This window comes from Frankia umida (genome assembly GCF_023242945.1).
In the GTDB taxonomy this organism is placed as follows: Bacteria; Actinomycetota; Actinomycetes; order Frankiales; family Frankiaceae; genus Frankia; species Frankia umida.
Genome location: NZ_JALKFT010000007.1, coordinates 146,938 through 170,516, shown reverse-complemented (window position 1 = coordinate 170,516; position 23,579 = coordinate 146,938). Strand labels below are relative to the sequence as shown.

At 72.0% G+C, this 23,579-nt stretch carries 19 protein-coding genes and 1 other RNA gene; 13 read left to right on the top strand and 7 right to left on the bottom strand.

Features of this window, described 5'->3' with window-relative positions; translation table 11 throughout:
• The first annotated feature begins 28 nt into the window (after positions 1-28).
• Complete coding sequence (locus MXD59_RS09615; protein ID WP_248824385.1) at positions 29-469, top strand: hypothetical protein; 441 nt, start codon at positions 29-31, stop codon at positions 467-469.
• Between the two features lie 54 nt (positions 470-523).
• Here MXD59_RS09615 and MXD59_RS09610 read toward each other — a convergent pair whose 3' ends face one another.
• Positions 524-2,917, bottom strand: a complete 2,394-nt coding sequence (locus tag MXD59_RS09610; protein WP_248824384.1) for a DUF8189 domain-containing protein — start codon at positions 2,915-2,917, stop codon at positions 524-526.
• 167 nt (positions 2,918-3,084) lie between these two features.
• On the bottom strand, positions 3,085-3,375 hold the full coding sequence (locus tag MXD59_RS09605) for a hypothetical protein (RefSeq protein WP_248824383.1): 291 nt from the start codon (positions 3,373-3,375) through the stop codon (positions 3,085-3,087).
• A 194-nt stretch (positions 3,376-3,569) separates the two neighbouring features.
• Here MXD59_RS09605 and MXD59_RS09600 point away from each other — a divergent pair, with 194 nt between their 5' ends.
• The 5 genes from MXD59_RS09600 to MXD59_RS09580 all read left to right on the top strand — a co-directional run bounded on the left by MXD59_RS09600 (position 3,570) and on the right by MXD59_RS09580 (position 8,875).
• Positions 3,570-4,487 carry a Nif3-like dinuclear metal center hexameric protein gene (locus MXD59_RS09600; protein ID WP_248824382.1) on the top strand — a complete coding sequence of 306 codons (918 nt, stop codon included), beginning with the start codon at positions 3,570-3,572 and terminating at the stop codon, positions 4,485-4,487.
• A 128-nt stretch (positions 4,488-4,615) separates the two neighbouring features.
• Entirely contained in the window at positions 4,616-5,359 is a 744-nt protein-coding gene (locus MXD59_RS09595) for a zinc ribbon domain-containing protein (protein ID WP_248824381.1), read from the top strand.
• Positions 5,360-5,488: 129 nt separating this feature from the next.
• Positions 5,489-6,637, top strand: a complete 1,149-nt coding sequence (locus MXD59_RS09590) for a bifunctional RNase H/acid phosphatase (RefSeq protein WP_248824380.1) — start codon at positions 5,489-5,491, stop codon at positions 6,635-6,637.
• Positions 6,638-7,167: 530 nt separating this feature from the next.
• Positions 7,168-7,896: a hypothetical protein gene (locus MXD59_RS09585; protein WP_248824379.1), complete on the top strand. Its 729-nt coding sequence runs from the start codon at positions 7,168-7,170 to the stop codon at positions 7,894-7,896.
• 88 nt (positions 7,897-7,984) lie between these two features.
• Entirely contained in the window at positions 7,985-8,875 is an 891-nt protein-coding gene (locus tag MXD59_RS09580) for a DUF4097 family beta strand repeat-containing protein (protein ID WP_248824378.1), read from the top strand.
• Positions 8,876-8,880: 5 nt separating this feature from the next.
• Here MXD59_RS09580 and MXD59_RS09575 read toward each other — a convergent pair whose 3' ends face one another.
• From MXD59_RS09575 to rnpB, 4 genes are all read right to left on the bottom strand, one after another.
• Positions 8,881-9,900 carry an NsdA family TPR-like regulatory protein gene (locus MXD59_RS09575; RefSeq protein WP_248824377.1) on the bottom strand — a complete coding sequence of 340 codons (1,020 nt, stop codon included), beginning with the start codon at positions 9,898-9,900 and terminating at the stop codon, positions 8,881-8,883.
• 262 nt (positions 9,901-10,162) lie between these two features.
• Positions 10,163-11,119: a TIGR01777 family oxidoreductase gene (locus tag MXD59_RS09570; RefSeq protein ID WP_248824376.1), complete on the bottom strand. Its 957-nt coding sequence runs from the start codon at positions 11,117-11,119 to the stop codon at positions 10,163-10,165.
• Positions 11,116-11,925, bottom strand: coding sequence for a TetR family transcriptional regulator (locus MXD59_RS09565; protein WP_248824375.1), 810 nt, complete (start codon positions 11,923-11,925; stop codon positions 11,116-11,118). Before MXD59_RS09565 ends, MXD59_RS09570 begins: the two co-directional genes overlap by 4 nt.
• A gap of 152 nt (positions 11,926-12,077) precedes the next feature.
• Positions 12,078-12,495: RNase P RNA component class A (rnpB, locus tag MXD59_RS09560), an RNA gene on the bottom strand.
• A 121-nt stretch (positions 12,496-12,616) separates the two neighbouring features.
• On the opposite strand from rnpB, the gene MXD59_RS09555 reads away from it, so the two are divergent.
• From MXD59_RS09555 to MXD59_RS09545, 3 genes are all read left to right on the top strand, one after another.
• Positions 12,617-13,141, top strand: coding sequence for a lipopolysaccharide assembly protein LapA domain-containing protein (locus tag MXD59_RS09555; RefSeq protein WP_248824374.1), 525 nt, complete (start codon positions 12,617-12,619; stop codon positions 13,139-13,141).
• Positions 13,142-14,810: 1,669 nt separating this feature from the next.
• Positions 14,811-17,873: a serine/threonine-protein kinase gene (locus MXD59_RS09550; RefSeq protein WP_248824373.1), complete on the top strand. Its 3,063-nt coding sequence runs from the start codon at positions 14,811-14,813 to the stop codon at positions 17,871-17,873.
• A gap of 162 nt (positions 17,874-18,035) precedes the next feature.
• A complete protein-coding gene (locus tag MXD59_RS09545; RefSeq protein WP_248824372.1) occupies positions 18,036-18,350 on the top strand; it encodes a GlsB/YeaQ/YmgE family stress response membrane protein in 315 nt (104 codons plus the stop codon).
• Positions 18,351-18,467: 117 nt separating this feature from the next.
• Here MXD59_RS09545 and MXD59_RS09540 read toward each other — a convergent pair whose 3' ends face one another.
• Entirely contained in the window at positions 18,468-19,118 is a 651-nt protein-coding gene (locus tag MXD59_RS09540) for an MBL fold metallo-hydrolase (protein ID WP_163549773.1), read from the bottom strand.
• Between the two features lie 652 nt (positions 19,119-19,770).
• Between MXD59_RS09540 and MXD59_RS09535 the strand changes: the two genes are divergently transcribed.
• From MXD59_RS09535 to scpB, 4 genes are all read left to right on the top strand, one after another.
• A complete protein-coding gene (locus MXD59_RS09535; protein ID WP_308222817.1) occupies positions 19,771-20,760 on the top strand; it encodes a ParA family protein in 990 nt (329 codons plus the stop codon).
• Between the two features lie 49 nt (positions 20,761-20,809).
• Positions 20,810-21,499 (top strand): M50 family metallopeptidase, encoded by a 690-nt coding sequence (locus MXD59_RS09530; protein ID WP_248824371.1) that lies wholly within the window; start codon positions 20,810-20,812, stop codon positions 21,497-21,499.
• Between the two features lie 183 nt (positions 21,500-21,682).
• A complete protein-coding gene (locus tag MXD59_RS09525; RefSeq protein ID WP_248824370.1) occupies positions 21,683-22,657 on the top strand; it encodes a segregation and condensation protein A in 975 nt (324 codons plus the stop codon).
• Positions 22,654-23,310 (top strand): SMC-Scp complex subunit ScpB, encoded by a 657-nt coding sequence (scpB, locus tag MXD59_RS09520; RefSeq protein ID WP_372512011.1) that lies wholly within the window; start codon positions 22,654-22,656, stop codon positions 23,308-23,310. The genes MXD59_RS09525 and scpB overlap by 4 nt, the downstream gene beginning before the upstream one ends.
• Positions 23,311-23,579 lie beyond the last annotated feature (269 nt).

The following is a 23,579-nucleotide window of genomic DNA, read 5'->3' as shown; positions in this document are numbered from 1 at the left end:
TCGCTGGTGCGCGCCGGACAATGGGCCGGTGTGGGGAACCGAACCGGAACTACTCGTCATTCTGGACCTGTCGGACGACCCTGGCTCGGCCGCCCCAGCCGAGGAGACGTGCGAGGGCGAGGCGGGCCCGGGGCCCGTGAGCGGGCGGCCGGGAGGTCCGGGTGGCCGGGGGGACGCTGACCCGGCAGTGGGCGGGTTCGGGCAGGTCACCTCGACGTTTCCGCCCCGGCTGGTGCTGCTGGCGGCACCGACGTCGCGGGCCCAGGAGGTGGCCGCGCTGCCGGGGGTCCGGGCGGTGTGCGTGGACGCGGTGCCGGCGGACCTGCGCGCGGCGCTGAGTCCGGCCGAGTCGTTGTTCGTCGACGGCTGGCTCGCCCGGCACGCCGAGAAGTCCCGCGGCCCCTCCGACGGCAGGCCCTGGGACGCCCCCGGCCACACGCCCCCGGACGCGCCGAACCCGACCGGATAGGCCGGCCGCCGGCGTGCGCCCGCCCGCCGGCGGTTCTGGTCCTGGGGGAACGGGTCAGAAGACGCGGCGGGGGGTGGACCAGGTGGCGGTCGGCCCGGAGGACCGCCAGATCATGTGGAGTTCGTCGCCGACGCGGGCGAGGACCTCCAGATGGCCGTCGAAGTTGCTCTGGATCATGGAGACCGCGTCGACGCGCCCCAGCGAGGGGGCGAAGGGGCGCGGGCCGCTCCAGAACGGGGTGGAGGCGCCGTTGTTGCGGTAGTAGTGGATCAGCCCGCCGCCGGTGGAGGGAACGACGACCTCGAAGTTGCGCGCGCCACCGGAGAACGTGCTCTGGATGAGCGCGGGGTTGCCGGCGACACCTTCACCGAAGGTCGGGCCGGTTCGCCACACCGCGGTGTTGTCCCGGGTGAGGTGGACGAGCCGGCTGCCGACCCGCACGACGGCCTCGAGCATGCCGGTGCCGCCGCCGAGGGTGCCGTGGATCAGGCTGACCGCGTCGACCTTGCCGAGGTTCGCGCCGAACCGGGTCGGGCTGCTCCACGGGAAGCCCTGCACGTCGTGGTTACGCCACAGGTGGACGAGGCCGACGTCGGCGGCGGGCACGAGCAGTTCGAAGTTGCCCTTGGCGCCGAGTCGGCTCTGGACCAGCGACGGCACACCCCGGACACCCTGACCCGAGGCGATCGGGACGGGTGCGTGCCAGGCGAACATGCCGGTGCTTTCCCGCCAGAGGAACTGCAGCCCGTCCCCGACCCGGACGACGACCTCCAGCGGCCCCGGACTGGCCAGCGTGCTCTGCACCATCGAGACGGCGTCGACGGGGCCGAGGGACTGCGCGGTCTGCCACGGATCGCGCCACGGATAGCTGGTGACGTCGTTGTCGCGCCAGACGTGGGTGAGCCCGGCGAACACCGAGGGGACGAGCACCTCGAAGTTGCCGGTGCGGCCCAGACCCTTCGACTGGATGAGCACCGGGTTGCCGGTCACGCCACGTCCCCAGCCGAGCTGGCTCGGGGTGTAGCGGCACAACGCGAAACTGTTGGAACGCATCAGGCAGTCGACCGGGGCGGAGGCGCAGCTGTCGCAGTTGCCGTTGGGGGCGTGGAAGACACCCCATTCGCCGCCGCAGTCGCAGCCGGCGCCGCCGTACTCGTCGGGGGCGCCGAAGATGTGCCCGGTCTCGTGGGTGAACACCCGGTCGATGTTGTCGGGACCCCAGCCGTCGTTCTCGTACGACATGACGATGCGCGGCCCGCCGATGGACGAGTACGCGAAGTAGCCGACCGGGTACTTGGTGAAGAACGCGCAGTAGGCCCAGGTGGTCTGGAGCCGGCCGCGCAGCGCGTCCACGTAGTCGTAGACGCCGTCGAAGTTCGGCTTGTGGCCGAGCCGGTCCATGGTCGGGTCGCGCCACAGCGCTTCGAGGTCGGTGGCGTTCGGGTTGGCCGCGACCGACAGCCGCACGATCTGGATGTCGTAGTGGAAGGCCAGGTCCGCCGCCGGGTTGGTGGTGGCGTACCAGGACAGGCCGTTCTGTACCTCGGCGACGACCTTCGTCCGCTCGGCGGCGGTGAACTGCAGGTCGGCGGTGGGCCCTTCGACGAGGATGAGCCCGACGGCGACCGAACCCTCCAGCCGCGAGCTGGTCGGCACGCCCGCCGCACCGGACGACGGCAGCTGGCCGTTCGACGCCCCGTCGCCGATCGCCCCGTCGCCGATCGCCCCGTCGCCGATCGCGCCGTTCGACGAGGTGGCCCGCACCGCTGTCCCCGTGGCCGCTGTCCCCAGGGGCGAGGTACCACCCGCCGACGTGGTGCCGCCCACGGCGGACGACGGGTCGGTGGGGGCCGGCGGCGTGGCGGTGGGGGAGAGGGCCGCGGGCGGGGCCGGGGTGCTGGGCGCGGAGGTCCGCGGGGGTGGGACGTCGGTGCAGGGCCGGTCCATGTCCCAGTCGTGGCCGTCCCGCGGGCGCTCGGCCTTCATCTGACGGTAGGCCGAGCTCGCCCGCAGCCGGAAGGCGTCCAGACCCAACGTCTCGGCGCGACTCAGACCGGGGGAGACCCCCGTGGTGGACACGACGCTGCCGTCGGCGGGGGGGATCAGCGCGGCGAGCCCGCGCACCCCGGGCTGGTGCTGCGTGGTCGCCGAAGGGCGCGCGGTATCGGGGTCACGCGGCCGACCGAGCACCTGGACCCGCCCGTAGTGATGCAGGGTCCGCTCGCCGCGGGGGTCCGCGGGTGTCGCCGCGCCCGGGCCGCCGGCGGTCGTGCCCGCGGTGCCCGCTGTTCCGGCGGCACCGGTCGGGACGGCCGAGGTGGTCGTGGCCGGTGGGGTCGCCCCCCGCCCCGGCTGGTCAGGACTCGCCGCCGCGCGCAGCACGCTGGCGCTGCCCGGACCGGACGGGATGATCAGCGCGCGTTCGTCGACCGGTACGTCCCCCGCCATGCGTGATCATTGTCCTTTCGGTGGGAATGGCTGTGCGGAGTTGTATCGCGATGGGTGGTCATTGTGTCGGGCTTTTGCCCAAGCAGCCGCTTTCCGTGGCCGATCGCCCCGGGCCGTCCGGTGGGCCCGGCGCGCTGCGGCCGCCCGGATCGGCCCGTCGGCTTCGGCTACCGGGTCGGCGGCAGGCCGTTGCCCGACTGCGGCATCTCGGGCCAGCTCGAGCCGACGGCGGCACGCTGCGTGCCGCCCATCCCGTTGTTGCCCAGGGAGCCGCCGCCGATGCTCGGCCCACCCATCGCCGGGTTACCCATCCCGTTGTTGCCCAGGGCGGGGCCACCCACGGCCTCGGCGACCTTGCGCATGATGGCCTCGACCAGCCGGACCGCCTCGGCGGTCCCGAGGTTCAGCACGATCTCCGAATCACCCGCCACCTGGAACCGCACCGACACGTCCGCCATGGTCAGGTACCCCTTCGTTGTGGCCGCCCGCACCTGTGCGGGTCTGTTGCCATCCGTGACGTTACGGGGGGAAGGGTCCGCGGCGTGCGGCGCCTCGGCCTCGACTCTGCATCGTGTCGGTGTCGTCTCGGCAGCGGTGCGGCCGGCGTGACCGCATGGCAGACAGCCGCGACCGTACGGGTAGGGTTCTCCCGATGGACGATGGGACGGCGACGGTCCGTGACTGTGTCGCGGTGTTGGAAAGCGTCTATCCGCCGAGCTGGGCCGCCACGTGGGACGCGGTCGGGCTGGTGGTCGGCAACCCGGACACACCGGTCGAGTCGGTGCTGTTCGCGGTCGACCCGACCTCGGAGGTGGCCGCTGAGGCGGCCCGCTCCGCCAACCTGCTGATCACCCACCATCCGCTGTTCCTGCGCGGCGTGCACGCAGTGGCCGAGACGACCCCCGGCGGCCGGGTGGTCGCCACCCTGGTGCGTGCCGGCGTGGCCCTGTTCACCGCCCACACCAACGCCGATGTCGCCGCACCCGGGGTGAGCGACGCCCTGGCCGCGGCGCTCGGCCTGCGCGACGTCCGCCCGCTGGAAGCACAGCATGCCGCCGCCGTCGAGGCCGAGGCCGCAGAGGTGGCCGCCGGGGCGGCCGGGGCGGTCGACGAGCACGACGCCGGTGGCGAGCCTGACCCGGCGGTGTGCCGGGGGCTCGGTCGGATCGGTGAGCTGGCGGCACCCGAGCCGCTCGGGGAGTTCTGCGCCCGGGTCGCGCGGGCACTGCCCGCCACGGCCGGGGGAGTGCGGGCGACCGGGCCCGCGGACGCCCCGGTGCGCCGGGTGGCCGTCTGCGGCGGGTCCGGTGGGGAGATGGTCGGTGCCGCCCGGGCGGCCGGCGCCGACGTGCTGGTCACGGCGGACGGCCGGCACCATCACGTGCTGGACGCGGTCAGCGCCCATCCGGTCGTCCTCGTCGACGTGGCGCACTGGGCCAGTGAATGGCCCTGGCTCGAGCAGGCCGCCGCCCGGTTGACGGCAGGTCTCGCGGCTCGGGGACGTACGGTGAGGACGACGGTGTCCACTCTTGTGACCGACCCCTGGCGCCTGCACGTCTCGTCCCGCTAGCCCGGCGGGCGAAGGCACGCGGCCGCGCCCGCGGTGGGCCCGTCGCGACACCTGGGCACGCTTCGGTTCGACGGCACGCTTCGGTTCGACGGCACGACGCATTTCGAGGGCACACCGGTGAGGAGTCCATGAAGGCCGAACCAGCAGTTCAGCTCCGCCTGCTTGAGCTGCAGGCGCTTGATTCCGGCATCGACCGGCTGGCCGCGCGCCGCCGTACGCTGCCCGAGCTCGAGGTCATCACCGCCCGCAGCGCCGATCTGGCGTCGATCAGTGACGATCTCATCGGTGTCCGTACCGAACTCGGTGATGTGACCCGAGCTCAGCGTCGGTTGGAAGACGAGATCGAACTGGTCCGTTCCCGCTCCGCGCGCGACACCGATCGGCTCGGCTCCGGTGCCATCAGCAACGCCCGTGAGCTGGAGAACCTCCAGTCCGAGGTGGCCTCGCTCGCGCGCCGCCAGGGCGTCCTGGAGGACGAGGCGCTCGAGCGGATGGAGGCCGTGGAGGCCCTGGACGGCCGCATCGCCGACCTGGAACGCCGCGAGGCCGACGTGCGCGCCGAGATCGACGCGGCGAACACCGCCCGGGACAAGGCCTGCGGCGAGATCGACGCCGAGACCGTCCGCCTGCGTGACAGGCGCGGCGCTCTCGCCCCGTCCCTGCCGGACGCGCTGGTCACCCTGTACGAGCGCATTCGGTCGACGTCCGGTGGGGTCGGCGCGGCGGCACTGCTGCGGCGACGCTGCCAGGGCTGCCACCTCGAGCTCTCCGGCGGGGATCTGCGTGAGGTCGCCGCCGCGCCCGCCGACGAGGTGGTCCGCTGCGAGGAATGCCAGCGGATTCTGATCCGCACCGCCGAGTCCGGCCTGTAACCGGACGATCCAGCTGGACGGGGACGCGCCGCGCCGCGGCGAAGTGGGGTCGGCGGTCGGGGGGTGAGCTGTCGGTGGGAGGCTTACGCCGGGCACGGCGTGTGGGCAACGGCGTGAGGGGAGACGCGGATGAGCACCGAGCGCACACTGATCGTCGAGGCTGACGGGGGGTCCCGCGGCAATCCGGGCCCGGCGGGCTACGGCGCCGTCGTCCGTGACGCCGCGAGCGGTCGTGTCATCGCCGAACGCGCCGCGTCGATCGGACGGGCGACCAACAACGTCGCCGAGTACTCCGGGCTGATCGCGGGCCTGCGGGCCGCCGCCGACCTCACCGCGCCGTCCACCGGGTCGGTCACCGTCGAGGTCAGGATGGACTCGAAGCTCGTCGTCGAGCAGATGAGTGGTCGCTGGAAGATCAAGCATCCGTCGATGCGCCCGCTGGCCGAGGAGGCCGCCGGCCTCGCCCGCGACTTCGCCGCCGTGCGCTACCGCTGGATTCCCCGCGAGCGCAACGGCGACGCCGACCGACTGGCCAACGAGGCCATGGACGCGGCCGCCGCCGGCCGCACCTGGGAACCCACCGAACCCCAGTCGCCCGACCCCGAACCCCACCGCGCCCCCACCACCAACCGCCTCTCCGGCTGGATGGCCCCGCCCGCGCCGCCGACCACCACCGTCCTGTTGCGTCATGGCCAGACCCCGCTGTCCGTGGAGAAGCGTTTCTCCGGCACCATCGAGGCCTCGCTGACCGACCTCGGTCTCGAACAGGCCGCCGCCGCGGCCCGCCGGCTGCGCGACGAGCCCTTCGACCTCATCCTCAGCTCCCCGCTCAAGCGCGCCCGCCAGACCGCCGAGGCCCTCGGCCGCGACTACACCGTCGAGGACGACCTGCGCGAGTCCAGCTTCGGTGCCTGGGAGGGCATGACCTTCGCCGAGGTCCGCGAGCGTTTCCCGGACGACCTGGACGCCTGGCTCGCCGACCCCGCCGTCCCGCCCCCCGGCGGCGAGAGCCTGCTCGACACGGTCGCCCGGGTCGGCCGCGTCCGCGACCGCCTGCTCGCCGAGCACCCCAGCGCCCGCGTCCTGATGGTCTCGCACGTCACCCCGATCAAGGGTCTCACCCAGCTCGCGCTCGCCGCCGAGCCGACCGTCCTGTACCGCCTGCACCTCGACCTGGTGGCCCTGACCACCATCGACTGGTACTCCGACGGTCCCGCCGTCCTGCGCGGCTTCAACGACACCCACCACGTCGCGCACCTCACCACCGCCGGCGAGTAGCAGCCCGCTGCCGAGTAGTCACAGTCAGGGAGTGGCCAGGCCGTTGGCGGGGCCGAGTAGCCGGGTCTGTCGTCTGAACGTGCGGCACCATCCCCCGGATGACGGCATCGCCGAGGAGTTCGACGCCATCGTCGATCGCCATGAACCTGCCCGTCCACCTGTGCACTCTCCGTAGCTAGATCGCGCCTCTCCAGTGCGGAAAGCAACGCTGCTCTCGCCGTCCCCACGGTCCGCAACGAGCCCTACGGCAAGATCCGTCCACGCGGGTCGTTGTGGGGGCATATCGGACACGACTGCCCCCACGGCGACCCGTGTGCACCCTGCACACCCGCGACCCCCGGCAGTGGCATGACGGAACGTGATCACGGTCGAGGGGCGGCGCCGGGCGCGGCGGTGGCAGGGCTCGGTGTCCGCCTCGTCCTTCGCGGCTGACGCGGTAGTCATGGCGCCAAAGTGGCGCCCGAATGGGCACTTGGGTGGCGCCAAAGTTGGCGTTGACATGGCGCCATAGTGGCGCCAGACTGATGGTCATGGACCTCACGCCGTATGTGGAGAACCTCCGGAGCGAGCTGCTGGCTGCGGCGGACTCGGGGGAGGCCCAGGCGCTGGCCGAGCGGCTGACAGCTGCGGTGGCCTCGGCGTCCCGGCTCACGTTGCTCGAGGTGCTGTCCGCCGCCGCGGAGGAGGTCACCCGTGACCTCGCCCCTGGGTCGGTGGAGGTCCGGCTGCGCGGGCGCAACCCGTACTTCGTCGTGACCCCGCCGGAGACCTCCGGCCGTGAGCGCAACGGCCAGGGAGGACCTCCTGTCACGGGCACGCCGGCGGGAGGCGAGAGTGCGCCGGGCGAGCAGGGCGAACCGAGCGGCCCGCAGATCCGGCGTGGCCCCAGCGGCTATGACGAGCACGATGGGCCGCAGTGGCGGGATGCGTCGGCGACCTGGGTTCGACCGGGTCGGTCGGGGGTGGCCACGGGGGGCGCGGGTGCTGCGGGGGCGTCGTCGGTGGGACTGCCACCGATGCCGGCGGAGTTCGCGGACGGCCGGGACGGCGCCGTGTCACGCATCAACTTCCGGCCGCCGGAACAGCTGAAGCTGCGCATCGAGGCCGCCGCCGCGCAGGAAGGGTTGTCGGTCAACGCCTGGCTCGTCCGCGTGGTCAGCGCGGCTCTTGCCGATCCCGGGACCGAACCGGATGCCGGCCGGCGCCGGGCCCGCCGAGACCCGGGTGGTGGCGGACGCTTTGTCGGCTGGGTCGGCTGACCCTGGGACCGGCCCGCGATCCCAGCGGGACATCGTGCGGAAGGCATCGAAAAGCTGACCGGACAAGAGCGAACGAGGAGGAGCTCGCGTGGCCACATTCAGTACACCCGAACCCATCACCGTCGACCTGAAGCTGGGAGACGGCCAGGTGCGGATCATTGCCAGTGACCGTCAGGACACTGTCGTCCAGGTCGAAACGGAAGGTCCGGGCCCGGCATCGGGACGCGTCCGGGTCAATTTCACCGGCAACAAGCTCGAGATCAGGTCGACAAAACCCGCGGGTGGACGCGCCGGCAACCGTGGCCCGGTCGGCGTGACGGTCGAGGTACCGAGCCGGTCCAGTCTGGTGACGAGGACCGCCAACACCGACATTCGCGCCCGGGGGATTCTCGGTGCCTGCCGGCTGAACGGCGCCACCGGTTTCGTCGAACTGGACCGGACAGACGAGGTGCAGGTGAACCTCGCCGACGGTGACCTGCGGATCGGCTGTGTGAACGGGGATGTCGTGGTGCGCAGCGGGCGAAGCTCGGTGCATATCGACGAGATCCGTGGCGCGGCGACCGTCAAGGCCGCGACCGGCCCGGTTGTCATCGGGATGGCCGGGGGCGACCTGGTGGTGGCCACCGCCGGCGGCGACGTCGCCGTCGATCACGCCGCCGCGAACGTCACCGTCCGCACCGCATGGGGCAACCTGCGGGTCGGAGAGGTGGTCGGCGGGCGGGTCGACCTCGCCACCGGAACCGGCGACGTCGAGGTCGGTATCCGCGCGGGTCTGGCCGCCTGGGTGGACGCGCTCAGCAAGAACGGTGAGGTCCGCACCCTGCTGCCCCCGCGCAGCGGCCCTTCCTCGGCCGAGGACAAGACCGAGGTCCGTGCCCGCACCCAGAACGGCACCATCCTCATCCGCCCCGCCACTGACCCCGCCACGCCTGCCGACCCGACCGGCAACGTCGATCCCGTTGCCCCCTCCAGCGGGTGAAGGCGTCAGGCGGGGACGGCGGGAAGATCCCAGGTGTCGAGGCGGGTGGCGATGCCGGTCATCCCGGGATGGTGGCCGACGCGGCGGCGGGCGTCGGAGAGAAAGCGCCTCGCCCGGCGGGTCATCACCGCGTTGGGCCGGTGAGCGGAGATGTCCAGGGCCTCGTTGACCAGCGCCTCGGCCCGGTCTGCGTCACCCTGGTGCAGTTCGGCGGTGGCGGCCGCGATCCGGGCCATTGACCGTAGCCCGGTCGCCCCGGCCTGGTCGAGGCGGTGCAGGGCGGCATCGGTGTAGACCCGGGCGGCACGGGTCGCACCGAGTTCCACGTAGGCGGCGGCCGACAGTTCCGCGAGCGTGAGCGGGTTCAACGTGTCGATCGAGAAGCCGGGAACGCCACGCTGCTCCGCGGTGAGCGTGCCCTCGACCCGCCAGGCCCGGTCGATCGCCAGGTGCACACCGGGTCGATCACCCATCGCGGCCAGCACCCGGGCCTCGATCGCGGCCGCCCGGCCAGCCACCGGTGCCCGGGTGCCGACGTGGGCCGAGGCATCCCGGGCCAGCTGCAGCGCATCGTCAAGGCGACCGGCCTTGCGGGCGAGCGACGACTGCCACAGCCGAACCCATGCCTGCAGCGGCCGATCCCGGGCCAGGTCCGCGTGCTCGAAGGCCTCCGCGAACGAGACCCGGGCACACGTGGAGTCGCCGACGTCATGGCGGGTGGTCGCCCACAGCGCGGCCAGCCGGCCGGCGGCCCGGTGCAGGCGGGCGTCAACGGCGGTGGAACGTCCGCCCTCGACCAGCATCGCGCGTACCACCGGTTGATGTCGCCGCAGGTACAGCGCGGTCGCACCGATCGGGTTCCGTTCGTAACCAGCGGTGAGCTGACAGATGCGGGACTCGACGTGCCCAAGAACGTCCTGTGACGGGATCATGCCGACGCCTCGCAGCAGCAGCAGGCCGGCGGGAAACGCCGTCCCTGCGTCTGCGGACAGCCGGAAGAACCGCCGCCTGCTGATCTCATGCATAGTGCACCTGTGCCCTGGTAGGTCTCCCGCCGCGCGGGAACATCGTCCGTTTGCGGACGGACCTGGACCGGACCCACTTCCATGTGCGCCCCCGTACTTTGCCCGACCACGTACTACGCGGACGCTAGTTGCGCGCGGACGTCAGAGAAGGGCCAGGACGGGTGGCTGCGAGTGGTCTCCCGCCGTGGCCGACCAGGACGGTCCGGGCATGGGCAGCCGGGTACACCGGCGGTGTGACCTTCCACCGACGAGGCCCGTGGCGTCAGTCGTGGCTCCGGCGCCGGGCGACAAGATCGCGAGCTGCCTCCGGCCAGTCGGGAAAGTCGAAGGTGAAGCCCGCGTCCAGCAGCCGCCCGGGAACCACCCGGCGGCTCTTGAGGAGCAACTCGGTGTCGGTGCGCAGGGCAAACGCGCCGATTTCGGCCATCCAGGCGGTGGCGGGCAGGCCGGCCCGGACGCCGGCCGCCCGGCGTAGCGTCGCCATGAACTCCCGGTACGGCAGCGGGCTCGGTGACGCGAGATTCACCGGGCCGTCCACATCGCCACGGTGCAACAGAAACTCGATCGCCCGCACCAGGTCGACGCCGTGAATCCAGGACATGTACTGCCGCCCCCCGGCGATCGGCCCGCCAAGACCGCACCGGGTCAGGCGCGTCATCATCTCGAAGGCACCGCCCGCGCCGGAAGCCATCACGATGCTCGTTCGCAGTGCGACCTTCCGTGTGCTCGGGGTCTGCGCATCGGCCTGTGCGCGTTCCCAGTCCCGTGCGATCCTCACGCTGTAGGCCCAGTAGGCGGGGACACCTTCCTCCGAACCTCCGAGAACGCCGGTCGCCTCGTCGTTGGCCCGGTCGACACTGTGCGCGTAGATCGTGGCCGTACTCATCTGGAGCCAGACCGACGGCGGGCGGGCCGCCTGGGCGATCGCCGCGCCCACGACCGTGGCCGAATCCACCCGCGAATCCAGCATCTCCCGCAGATGACGTTTGGAGTAACGGCAGTTCACGCTTCGCCCGGCCAGATTGAGCACAGCGTCGGCACCGTCGATCTCCGCCAGCCACGTTCCTGTGTTGCGACCATCCCACCAGACCACCCGCGCGCCGGGTATACGGGCGTCCTCCCGTCGGCTCAGGACGACCACCTCGTTCCCGGCGCGGTCCAGCGCGTGCGCGAGGAGGAGACCGAGATGTCCGGTGCCACCGGGAATGACGATCTTCATCGTGCCCGGCTTCCGCGACGCGGTGTTGCCTGTGTTGCCTGAGGCGTGGGCTGCCGCATCTCGACCAGCAGAGCATGGATATCGGCGGTCACCGAGCGAAGCCCCGGAAGCCGACTCAACGGCAGGAGCCGGCTGATCAGTCGAGTGGTCGTGTCAACCAGCCGGCGGGTGCGTATCTGGTCGGGTGAGCGGTCACCGACCCAGAACAGCGTGATACCGAGATAGGCGAGCCAGAGCAGCTCCGGCAGATCCCGGGCCAGCGCTTCGCTGATTCCTCCGGCAGAGTCCTCGACTACCTCCCGGAAAAGGCCGATGGCGGCCTCGCGAGCAGCGGTGGATTCCCCACTGAACGGACTGGCTGGCGACGATGGCAAGATCGCTGTCTTGATGAAAGATCCGGCGAAGGCGTGGTAGGGCGCCATCTCGTCGATACCGGCGTGGAGCACTCCGCGGAGCCGGTCGGCGAACGCGGCGTGCTGTAGTGCCTCGGCAGCCCGCCGTCGATGCCCCTCCTGGATGGTGGCGTAGAACTCCTGGACAAGAACTTCCTTCGAATCGAAATAATAGTAGGCGTTTCCCAGCGAGACGTGGGCCGACTGGGCGATCCCGCGCATCGTCGTGCGGTCATATCCGCGCTCCCGAAACGATGCCAGGGCCGCGTCCAGAATCAGCGCCCGAGTCGCGCCGCCGCCAGCGCCGCCCTCGGTGGTAACCGGATCATCGGCAGTGCGCCGGCCGGCCGCATCGCTGCCCGCTGTGCCCGACCCGCTGACGGCGTCGTGGCCATCCATGCCCCTGACGGTCATGCCGAGCTCCTCTGGTCGACCGGATTTTCGTACCGTAAGCCGTTGGTTGAACATGTTCAATCAACGGCTTACAGGTGCGGGCTCTGGCTTCTTTGGCCGGCATGGGAAGCGCCGACCGCGCGGGATATCGCCGCAGGTCGGCGGGCATGGGGCGGATGAGGTGGCCTGTAAGCCGGGTTCTGTGGCCGGGGGAGCCTTGCGGCACCCCGGTGACGGCCATCTCTCTAGGGCCGTCGTTGCCGACGGCCTCAAGCGGTCTACCCGCAGGCTCGGGCGGGCAGCCCTCAGACGCCTGCGCGGCCCGCGACCGATACCGGCCGCGAACCTTATTGACCTTGCTCCGGGCGGGGTTTACCGAGCCGCCCAGGTCACCCTGGGCGCTGGTGCGCTCTTACCGCACCGTTTCACCCTTACCGGCGCCGCATGCGACACCGGCGGTCTGTTCTCTGTGGCACTGTCCCGCGGGTTACCCCGGGTGGGTGTTACCCACCGCCCTGCCCTGCGGAGCCCGGACTTTCCTCGGCGGCACCGGGACAGGCCCGACACCGACGCGGCCGTCCGGCCACCTCATCCGCTTCCTTCAGCATAGGGCACCCCGCGGCCTAGACTTCCAGTCAGGGGATGGAACCTGGACGGCTCGGGGCGCGCGCCGACAGGTGACCATGGGCGACGTACACGATGGGGCGGGACGATGGCGGGACCTGAGCAGCCGGGCAAGCGGATCGATCCCACCCGTCCATCGCAGTCCGCGCCACCCACCGGCGTCGGCACCGGGGCCGCCGGCTCACCGGCCTCCGGGCAGGTCCCAGGGCCGTCACCCACGCCCTCGGCGTATCCGGCGGGTCCGCAGGGTGGTCCGGCCTCCGGCACGGGCGCGTTCCCCGCCAACCCCACCGTTCCTGGTGGTCCTGTTCCCGGTGGTCCTGTTCCCGGTGGTCCGGCCGGGGGTCGATCGGCGCGGCGGGGGATCGGGTACACCACCTACGCGATCACCGTCCTGGTCGCGGTCATCGCCATCCTCGTCGTCATCTTCGTGGTCAAGAACGACGCCCAGGTCAGCATCTGGCTGTTCGGAACCACCCGGCAGATGTCGGTGGCCGGGGCGCTCGCCGCGTCCGCCGGTGGTGGGCTGATCATCGGTCTGCTGGTCGGGGTGATCCCGCAGATCCGGCTGCGCCGCGAACTGCGCCAGCTGCGCCGCGCCGCCCGCGGCTGACCCCGCGCCACCCTCGGCTCGCGGTTTCTCTCGGTTCGTGGTTCTCCGCGGTTCGTGGTTCTCCGCGGTTCGTGGTCGCGTGCCGAGGGTTGTTCGGTCACGTGCCGAGGGCTGTTCGGCGTGTGGGGGGTGACATCCTCGAACAGTCCTCGGCATGTCGCGATCTCGTTCGCGATCCGAGTCGACCTGGGTGCCGCCGGCCTACCAGTCCGGCGCCACGATGATCGATTGTTCTCCAGGCCTCGGCGGGATCGGCTGAGCGCCGGTTCCTCGGCGATGGGGTCGCCGGGACAAGCCCCGGGCCGCGCGGACCCCCGATGGCGGACCAGGGATCGCGATCCCGCCGCGCCGGTCTGAGCCCGGGCAGGGGCGGAACGAGTCGACGCACGGAGCGCGGGAACGGACGGCGCGGGGGAACGGACGGACGGGGTCGGGGACGGACGGTGGGGGACGGGGCGGATGGGTGGGGTAAGGGGCGGATGGGTGGGGCGGGTGGGTAGTCCTGCGGGGTGCGGCTATAGCTGGTCGTAATGTTCGTGATCCCCGGAATCATCGGGACGAGCGCCGTGGCCGGGCGAATATCGCCCTGGCGGTCCAGCGGTGTCCGGGGGTCTGCGTGGCAGGCGCGTCCGACCGATTCGTGGCAAAGAAATCCGGTTGGGCTCCTGTCGTTCTGGAGTGGTCATGTTGGCCTTAATTGGCATCCTGATCTGGGAGGGGTTTCATGGCGGAAACACGCGCCATTCGCCGACTGGGTCGAAGCCCGGTACGGCACGTCGTCATCCATTCGGGCGCGTCCTGCGTCACCGTCGAGGGGCAGGTCACAAGGACGGTGCTGAGTGCGCCTGCCAGGGCAGTCGCACCGGCGGCGGCAGCGTCCGCGGCAGTGTCCGTGGGAGCTGCCGCGGCCCGGGAAAACGCCCGGGCGGCAGCGGTTCTGGTGCCGCGGGCGGCCGCGGCGGATGATGCCGGGGGCGAACTCGTGGAGCGGTTCATTCTGGTTCGTAGCCGACGGAACCCGCATCTGAACTGAGCGCACAGGGCACTTCAGCGGCGGCGTCCGACGGGCGCCGCCGCTGCTATTTCCGCCACCTCTTCGATGCGTTTGTGCAGAACGGCCCCCAGATCATGTCGAGCGCTGGCCGGTTGGGGTAACCGATAGGTGTGTCTGTCGGGAGCCGAATGGCCGGGTAGCTGCGGTTCCATCGGTACAGTCCCATTTGTGACACCGCAGCGAACCGATCCGTCCGATGGGGCCGTCCGCGGCCCTTCGCGGTACGTGCGCCGGTACCGAAAGTCCCGAGGGCGGCCCGCGAGACCATCCGTGTGGGGCTGCCCGGTGTGACGGGTCGCCCCTCCCGGACCGGGTAGCCCGTTCGGGCTCGCCCGATCCGGCCGCAGGCACCGGGCCGATGGCCCGCGCAGGGCCCGGCGGACGCCCGGGATTCACGGGCTGCGCAGGTCAGGTTCACAACCGGACCACAGGTTGCGGCGGCACGGTGAGTGCGAAGTCCGGCGAGGTGGATCGACCCGGGGGCCGATTGGCCCGCCGCAGGTTGCCTTGCCGGTAATAACGGGCACATCGTGCATATCGGGCATGGCTGGAGTTGCAGAAGGTTGGAGCCACCGCCGGACAGGCCGTGGACACCGACGACATGAGGAGGTCGACGTGCCGCCGAGGCCACTGCGCGCGGGAGACCCCCAGCAGATCGCCCGGTTCGCGCTGAAGGCGCGGCTGGGGTCCGGCGGCATGGGCGTGGTGTATCTCGGGTCCGATGACAGCACCGGGCAGGCGGTGGCGATCAAGGTCATCCGATCGGACTTCGCCGCCGACCCGGAGTTCCGCGCCCGGTTCCGCCGCGAGATCGAGGCCGCCCGCGCGGTCGGCGGCGCCTGTACCGCCCGGCTCGTCGACGCCGACCCCGACGCCGACGACCCCTGGATGGCCACCGAACTCATCGGCGGTCAGAGTCTCGCCGAGGCGATCGCGACCAAGGGTGCGATGACGACTCCCGTCGTCGTCGCGCTCGCCGCGGGCCTGGCCGAGGCGCTCACCGCCATCCACGGCGCCGGCATCGTCCACCGTGACCTCAAGCCCGGCAACGTCATCCTCAGCGGCGACGGACCCAAGGTGATCGACTTCGGGATCGCCGCCGCCGTCGACGCCACCGCCGCCACCCGCACGGGCGTCCTGCTCGGCAGTCCGGGCTACATGGCCCCCGAACAGGTCACCGGGCACGGTGAGGTCGGCCCGGCCGCGGACGTGTTCGCCTGGGGACTCACCGTGCTGTACGCGGCCACCGGTCGGCCGCCCTTTGGTACCGGACGGGCCGACGCGCTGCTCTACCGGGTGGTGCACAGCGAGGCCGACACCGGCAACGTCCCTGGGCGGCTGCGCCGCGTCGTACGTTCGGCGCTGGCCAAGGATCCGTCGGCCCGTCCGACCGCCGCCGCGCTGCTGCGTGACCTGATCGGCCGCTCCGATGATCCCGCCGCCGCCACCCGACGTCTGCTCGACGACGCCTGGGACATCCCCTCGGTCGACCCGGCCGAACTGCTCGCCGCCGCGGCCCGCACTCCGTCCGGTTCATCCGGCTATGTGGGGTTCTCGGGTTCGTCGCAGGGCGACAGTCTGCGCGACCTCGACTTCCACGACAGTCAGACGCTGGCCGGCCTGCCTCTTCCACGATCAGCGGTCAGCATGGACCCGTCCCATGAGCGCCGCGAGGGGGGGCGTCCCCCCGGACGGGCCGCCCGTCGGCTGCGGGCCTGGGGTCCCGGCGGATTCACCGCGCCGGAAGGCGATGCCCACCATTCCGGTGTCGCTCGTGGACGGGTCCAGCCGGGCCAGGTGCCGGGGTCGACAGGTGTGGGGATGCCTCCCACCCCGCCGGCGCCGGTCGCCCCCGGCGTCACCGGTTCGCCGGCCGGCTGGCGCACCGGCACGGCCCGTCGCGGACGATCCGCCCGCCGCACCCCCTCCGCCCGTGACGCGGCCCGCCGCGGCAGGTCCGGTGGCGACACCGGCCCCGACGACGCACCAGCCGGACCACCAGCGGTCGCCGAGGTCACCGGCCTGCTCGACCCGCAGGCGCTGACCCCCTGGCATACCCTTGGCGGCCAACTGCCGTCCCGCAACGATCCGTCCTGCCGTGATCGGCCCGTCCGATTCGCCAACCCCGGACGGGATGAGCGTGCCGGCCGGGATGGGGACGCCGGTCGAGATGGGGACGCCGGTCGGGATGAGCGTGCCGGTCGGGGTGAGAGCGCTGGCCTGGACGAGGACGATGCCCGCGAGCCAGGCGTTCCCGGTCAGCGGCGTGCCCCGGAGGTGTCCGGGGAGCAGCCGGTCGGCTCCGGCCGGGCCGCGGCGATGGCGATGGCCGTGGCCGGCGCGTCCGTCCAGGCGGCATGGGAGGGCGCTGATCATCCGGACGCGGTGGACCGGGTTGATCAGCGCGACGATGGCCCGGCACAGGACCGAGCGCGGCGAACCGTGGGACGTCTCCCCGGCATCAGCCCGGCCGATCCGGACGGCTCACTCGAGTCGCCCAAGGCGGCGACGAGGCAGCCGCGGGAGGCCTCCGACGGCTCCGGCGGGGCACTCGAGCGGTCGCCGGTGGCATCCGGCGGCTTTGGCCCGGTATCCGAAGCCGCCGAGGATGCCGCTGGTCAGGCCTGGTCGATGGCCGCCGCAGAGCAGCGCGAGCGTGGCGAGGATGTGGTCGGCGACAGTCACAGCGACGTCGCGGACATCGGCGAAAGCACCGAACTCGACGGTGCCGGTGACGTCGGCGGGAGCCTGCCGGCGCTCGAGTCGGGGTCGGGGCTGGAGCCGGGGCCGGCGACCCCGGCCTGGGCTCGGGAACGACTGGTCGTGGCCCAGATCGGCGTCGGCACCGGTGCCGACACCAGAGCTGCTTCCGGTTCGCGCGAGATCGTGCGGATTGGTGGCGGGCCACTGGGCGGATCGCCGGCGGGGGCGCCCGCGGGGGCATCGGCGGGGCGGAATCCTCGTCGCAACGCCATGCTCGCGGCGCTGGCCGCGGCGGTCGCCACGTTGACGGCCCTCGGGGCGGCCCATGCCGCTGGTGGGTCCGGCGGCAACGGTGCCGGCGGGGCGGGTCGTCCGACGCCGACGCCGGTGGTTCGCATGGTTTCCCCGCACATGGCCGGCTCCGTGCCGTATCCCAGGGTCGGGACCCGGCTGACCGGACCGGCGGCCAACAGTGCCGCGCTGGCCAGCGGCTCGACGTCGGCCAGCGGTTCGTCGTCACCCACCGACGCGCCGTTGCCCGCCCTCGACGACGTGCCGGCCTTCCGGGGCGCCGTCAGCCAGCTCGCGGCCGGGCAGTCGTTCGTCGACTTCATCGCCGATCATGAGGCCGAGGTCGTCCTGCTGGATCTGCTCGCACCGACCGACGGCAACGGCCAGTCCTTCTTCCCCGGCCCTGATCTCGGCGGGGAGTCCGTCCCCAACTTCACCCTCTACGACTCCTGCAACACGCTGTCCCTCGGCCAGGCTCCCGGCTCGGACACCGCCCTGGGCTGCACCGGAACCACCTACCGCCTGAGTGACATGGCCGGTCGCGGCGCGACCTTCGACTCGTCCCGCGGCTTCTACCGGCTGCACGGCTACTTCCGCGTCCACATCATCGGCACCACGCGGACGGGCATCACCGCCGTCAACCTGCTCGCCATCGACCCCAACACGCTCCCCGGCAGCGGCTGACCCGCGCCACCGATCCACCGCCGGCCCCTGGTAGTCCGCTGACCTCGGACGGGATCCGGGACGGGGGCGGGGCTCGAGGCGGGGGTGGGGACGGGGCGGGGTTGTTTGTGGACGGGGGCGGGCGGAGAGAAAACAGGGAGGATCTCGACCTGGGGGTGCAGGATGTTCCAAGTCATCTGGATAGTCTTCGCCGGTCTTGTGATCGGCGTGCTGGCTCGTCTGCTCGTGCGGGGACGGCAGGATATGCCGCTGTGGCTCACCGTCGCCGTCGGTATCGTCGGCGCGCTCGTCGGTAACCTCATCGCCAGCGCGATCGGGGTCCGGCACACCGGCGGTATCGACTGGATCCGCCACGTTCTCCAGGTCGGTGTCGCGGTCGGTCTCATCTTCGCGGTCGCTCCGCTGTGGGCCGCCCGCGGCCCGGGCAGCGCCCATCACCACGACAAGGACCGGCATCACACCGCCGGTCGCCTCTGACGGTCCTTGCTGACAGCCACCTCTGACGGTCGCCCCTGACGGTTACGTGCGGGCGCGTCCACCGGCCCCGAGCTGGTGTCCCTGGCCGGGGCCGGTGGACGAATCCCGAACCGGCTGTCAGTGGCCGCGGCGGGCCCAGTCGTCGACGTCCAGCGCTTCCTCGCCGATGGTGGTGTCGTCGCCGTGGCCGGTGTGGACGATGGTGGCCGCCGGGAGGGTGAGCAGGCGGCTGCGGATCGAGGTGAGGATGGTCGGGAAGTCGGAGAAGGAGCGTCCGGTGGCGCCCGGGCCGCCGCGGAACAGGGTGTCGCCGCTGAACAGGACGGGGCTGTTCTGCAGCTGGCCGTAGAGGCAGACACCGCCGGGGGAGTGACCGGGGGTGTGCAGGACCTGCAGGACGCCGCCGCCGGGCAGGGTGAGGATCTGGTTGTCGGCCAGGGCACGGTCGGGGGGGCGGCGCGGGTAGACCATGCGCCACAGTTCGTCGTCCGCGGGGTGCAGGGCGATCGGGGCCCGGACCAGGTCGGCGAGTTCGGCGGCGGCGTTGATGTGGTCGTTGTGGCCGTGCGTGGCGACGATGCCGGTGACGGTGCGGCCACCGACGGCGGCGGCGATCACGGACGGATCGTGGGCCGCGTCGATCACGAGAACCTCGTCATCGTCGCCGACCAGCCAGACGTTGTTGTCGACCATGAAGGTCTGGCCGTCCAGGGTGAACCCGCCACGTGTGATGACGCGGTCCACCCGGAGGTTCGCACTGCCGGTCATGCCGCCTGCTCCTCACCCCGAACCTGACTCCGAACCCGGAGCGGTCCGCCCCGCGGGGATGGCCGGTGTCGGGTGGCGTGCTGCACCCGTCCGGTCGGCCCCCGCTGGCGGTCCCCGTGGCCAGACCGTATCCGCCGAACTGGTGACCCGCCCCGCCCCGCCCGTCCGGATGCGATCTCCGGTCGGTCACCGCGCCCTGACGGCCCCCAAACGGGGTAGCTCCGCGGCGTGGCGGAACGCGGAGTGAACGAGCGGGATGTGGGGTGGGCGTCGCGACAGGGGCGGGTGCGGTCCGCGGGGGACGCGGGAAGGGCCGGCCGACCGCCCCATACGGGCCACTGCCGGGGCCACCGGGAGTGCGCCGCGGACCGGCCCGGAGGTCGCAGTACACGGCGACGGCGCGGCGGCGGTGGCGCCGGGACGGTGCTAGCGCTCACGGGCGGTGACATCGGGACATGCAGGTCAGATTGCATCTCACCAGTTACACCGGGTACCTGATTCGGGTTTCACCACAGGTGCCCGTGGCAACGCGCACACGCCGCCCATCACGCGACACGCCGCCTCATGGCCACCCAGGAACCCCCGGAGCGGGTGCGGGTCGGTACGCTCCAACCGGTCCGTTTCTGCTCTTTGTAGAAGGAGCAACCCCTCCGTGGTCCCTTCCACCGACGCCCCGTCCGTCGATCCCCCCATCCGCTTGTCCTATGGCGAGGTGACTGTCGGTGAACCCCGACTGTCCGAGGAGGGGAAGCTCGAGACCGGCGGCGAGAGTCTGGACGACGGGGTCGGCGAGCCCGGCCCGACCGGTCGACCACTGCCGTCCTTCCCGATTCCGGCACCGCTGACATCCCATGGCCCGGCCTGGATCGTGGCCATGTGCAACCAGAAGGGCGGGGTCGGCAAGACGACGAGCACGATCAACCTGGGTGCGGCGCTGGCCGAGTACGGCCGTCGTGTCCTGCTCGTCGACTTCGACCCGCAGGGGGCGCTGTCGGTCGGGCTCGGCATCAACCCGATGCAGTTCGACCTGACCGTGCACGATCTGCTGCTCGGTGGGGCGAGCGACGTCCGGGAGGTCATCGTCGAGACGCAGGTCGACCGACTCGATCTGCTGCCGAGCAACATCGACCTGTCGGCGGCCGAGGTGCTGCTGGTCACCGAGGTGGGCCGGGAGCACTCGCTGGCCCGGGCGCTGGCCCCCGTCCTGGACGAGTACGACGTCATCCTGGTCGACTGCCAGCCCTCGCTGGGCCTGCTCACGGTGAACGCGCTCACCGCCGCCGACGCCGTGATCGTCCCGTTGGAGTGCGAGTACTTCGCGCTGCGCGGAGTGGCACTGCTGCTCCAGACGATCGACAAGGTCCGCGAACGGCTCAACTCGCGCCTGGAGGTCGCCGGCATCCTCGCCACCATGTACGACGCGCGCACCCTGCACGCCCGCGAGGTGCTCGCCCGGGTCGTCGAACGGTTCCCCGCCGAGGTCTTCCACACGGTGATCAACCGGACGGTGCGTTTCCCGGAGACGACGGTGGCCGGCGAGCCGATCACCACCTACGCCCCGACGTCGGTCGGGGCCGCGGGATACCGACGCCTGGCCCGGGAAGTGATGGTCCGTCACCACACCCCGCCCGCCATCGGCTGAGTCGGGCGCCGGGGCGTCCGGACCGGGACGTACGTGAAAAGGTGACACGGTGCTGTTCCATCTCGCCGAACCGGCGGTCCTGCTCGCCCTGCTGGTGGCCTTCGCGATCGGCGTGTTCGTGCACGACGCCGCCCAGGTGCTCACCGCCCGCCTGGTGCGCGACCCCACCCCGATGCGGGCCGGGCGGCTGACCGCCAGCGTGAGGACACGGCTGACCCCGTTCAGCGGGCTGGCCGTGTTCATCGTCGGGCACGGCTGGGCGGAGTCGGTGCCGATGAACGACGTGTGGCGGCGTCGGCGCTTCCACGTGGCGGCGGCGATCCTCGCCGGGCCATTGGCCTACCTGCTGCTCGCGCTCGGCTCGCTGGCGCTGTTCGGCCTGGTCAGCGACCGCGCGTCGATCGACCTCGGCGATCGGGTCATCGAGGCGACGGTCGTGAACAGCTTCGCCGCCGAGTTCACCCTGTGGCTCGCGGTGACGTTCGCCTCAATGTTCATCATCAGCCTCATCCCCGTCCCGCCGACCGACGGCGGCCGGCTGGTGTTCCTGCTCGGCGGTACCTCCGAGGGTTGGCGCAACACCCACTACCGGCTCACCGACGGCAACATCGGCCTGGTGATCCTGCTGGCGCTGCTGTTGCTGCCGGCGCTGTTCCCCGGGTTCCCGTCCGTGGTCGGCCAGCTCATCGGCCCGCTGCTGCGCGGCCTCGGCTCGCTCATCGGCCTGCACCTGGTCTGACCGGTCCCGGGGCTGTCCCGCCCGCGCCTGGCCTGGTCGTCCCGCGCCGGAGCGCGCACCGGCGGGGTCGCCGCGCACCCGTGTGGACGGCGGTGCGCACCGGGTTGGACGTCCTGCGTACCTGGTGGGACGGGCCGCAGAGTCGGCCGATCATGCCCGGATGGCCAGGCGTAGCGTTGCCGTATGACCCCCTCCCGCGCTGCCACACAGGCCACGGGCGCCGCCGGCGCGTCCGAGGGCGTGGGTGAGTCGGCCGGCGCCGCGGCGGCGAAAAAGCCGATGATCACGGCGCGGGGCGGGGCACCGGAACCGTTCGTGGTCGAGCTCGCCAACTTCTCCGGGCCGTTCGACCTGCTGCTCTCCCTCATCGCCAAGCACCGGCTGGACGTCACCGAGGTGGCGCTCTCCCAGGTCACCGACGAGTTCGTCGCGCATCTGCGACGGCTGGGCGACCGGTTCGACCTGGGTCAGGCCACCGAGTTCCTGGTCATCGCCGCCACGTTGCTCGACCTCAAGGCCGCCCGGCTGCTGCCCGGCGCCCTCTCCGAGGACGAGGCGGAGGACCTCGCTCTGCTCGAGGCCCGTGACCTGCTGTTCGCGCGGCTGTTGCAGTACCGGGCGTACAAGGAGGCCTCGGCGTTGTTCGCGGGTCTGATGGCGCTGGAGGCCCGGCACGTGCCCAGGGCGGTGGCGCTGGAGTCCCGCTACGCCGACGCGTTGCCCGAGGTGCAGATCGGCATCGGTCCCAGTGAGCTCGCGGCGCTGGCCGCCCGGCTGCGGGAGCCACCGCTGCCACCGCTGGTCGCGACGGACCACGTCCATCTGCCCCGGGTCAGCGTCCGAGAGCACATGATCGCTATCATCGGTCTGCTGCGGGAACTCGGTACCGCGGAGTTCCGCACCCTGTGCGCCGGCTGCCGCCAGACGATCGAGGTCGTGGCGCGGTTCCTCGCTCTGCTCGAGCTGTTTCGGGAGGGGCGGGTGTCCTTCGACCAGGAGGTTCCCCTCGGGGAGCTCACCGTGCGTTGGATCGCCACCGACGACGTGGCCGCCGATCTGTACGCCGTCGGTCGTGGCCTGTACGGGGACGACGCCTCGTACGGGGACGACGACCCGCATCCCGATTCCGACGACGACGCGCACAGGGAGGCCTCGTGACCCCGCCACCGCCCGCGCACCCGGTGCCACCACAGCCGACGTCACCGACCCAGCCGCAGCCGTCGCAGCCGTCGCAGCCGTCGGCGTCGGCGCGGGTGCCGCGGGGCGAACGGCCACCGCTGGCCGCGCTGCTGGAGGCGGTGCTGATGGTCGCCGAACAACCGGTCGGTGTCGCCGAACTCGCCACCGGGCTCGGGGCGTCCGCACGGGAGATCGAACGCCTGCTGCCGCAGCTCGCCGAGTCCTACGCGCACGACGGACGCGGGTTCCGGCTGCGTCACGTCGGCGCCGGCTGGCGGTTCTACACCGCCGACGAGTGCGCCCCCTGGGTCGAGGGTTTCGTCCTGGCCGGCCAGTCGGCGCGGCTGAGCCAGGCGGCGCTGGAGACCCTCGCCGTCGTCGCCTACCAGCAGCCGGTCAGCCGTGGACGGATCGGTGCGGTGCGCGGGGTCTCCGCCGACGGCGTCATCCGTACCCTGACCGCCCGTAGGCTGGTCGAGGAAGTGGGGCACGACCCGGATACGGGTGCGATCCTCTACGGCACGACCGACTACTTCCTGGAACGGATGGGCCTACGCAGCCTCGAGGAGCTGCCCCCGCTGGCCCCCCTGCTCCCAGGACTCGACGATCTGGATGACTTTGTCACACCGTGAAGAACCTGACATCCGCCGTGAAGGCGCCGTTGTCAGCCGTGAAAGCTCCGCTCCCCGCCGGCAGGCCACCCGCCGTGACGCACCCGGCCGCGGAGACGCGTCCGCTCGCCGGGAGGCGCCTGCTCGCCGGGAGGCGCCTGGCCGTCGGGACGCGTCCGCTCGCCGGGAGGCGCCCAGCCATCGGGACGCGCCTGCCCGTCGGGAGGCGCCTGCCCGTCGGGAGGCGCCTGCCCGTCGGGACGCTCCCAGCCGTGGAGACGCGCCCGCTC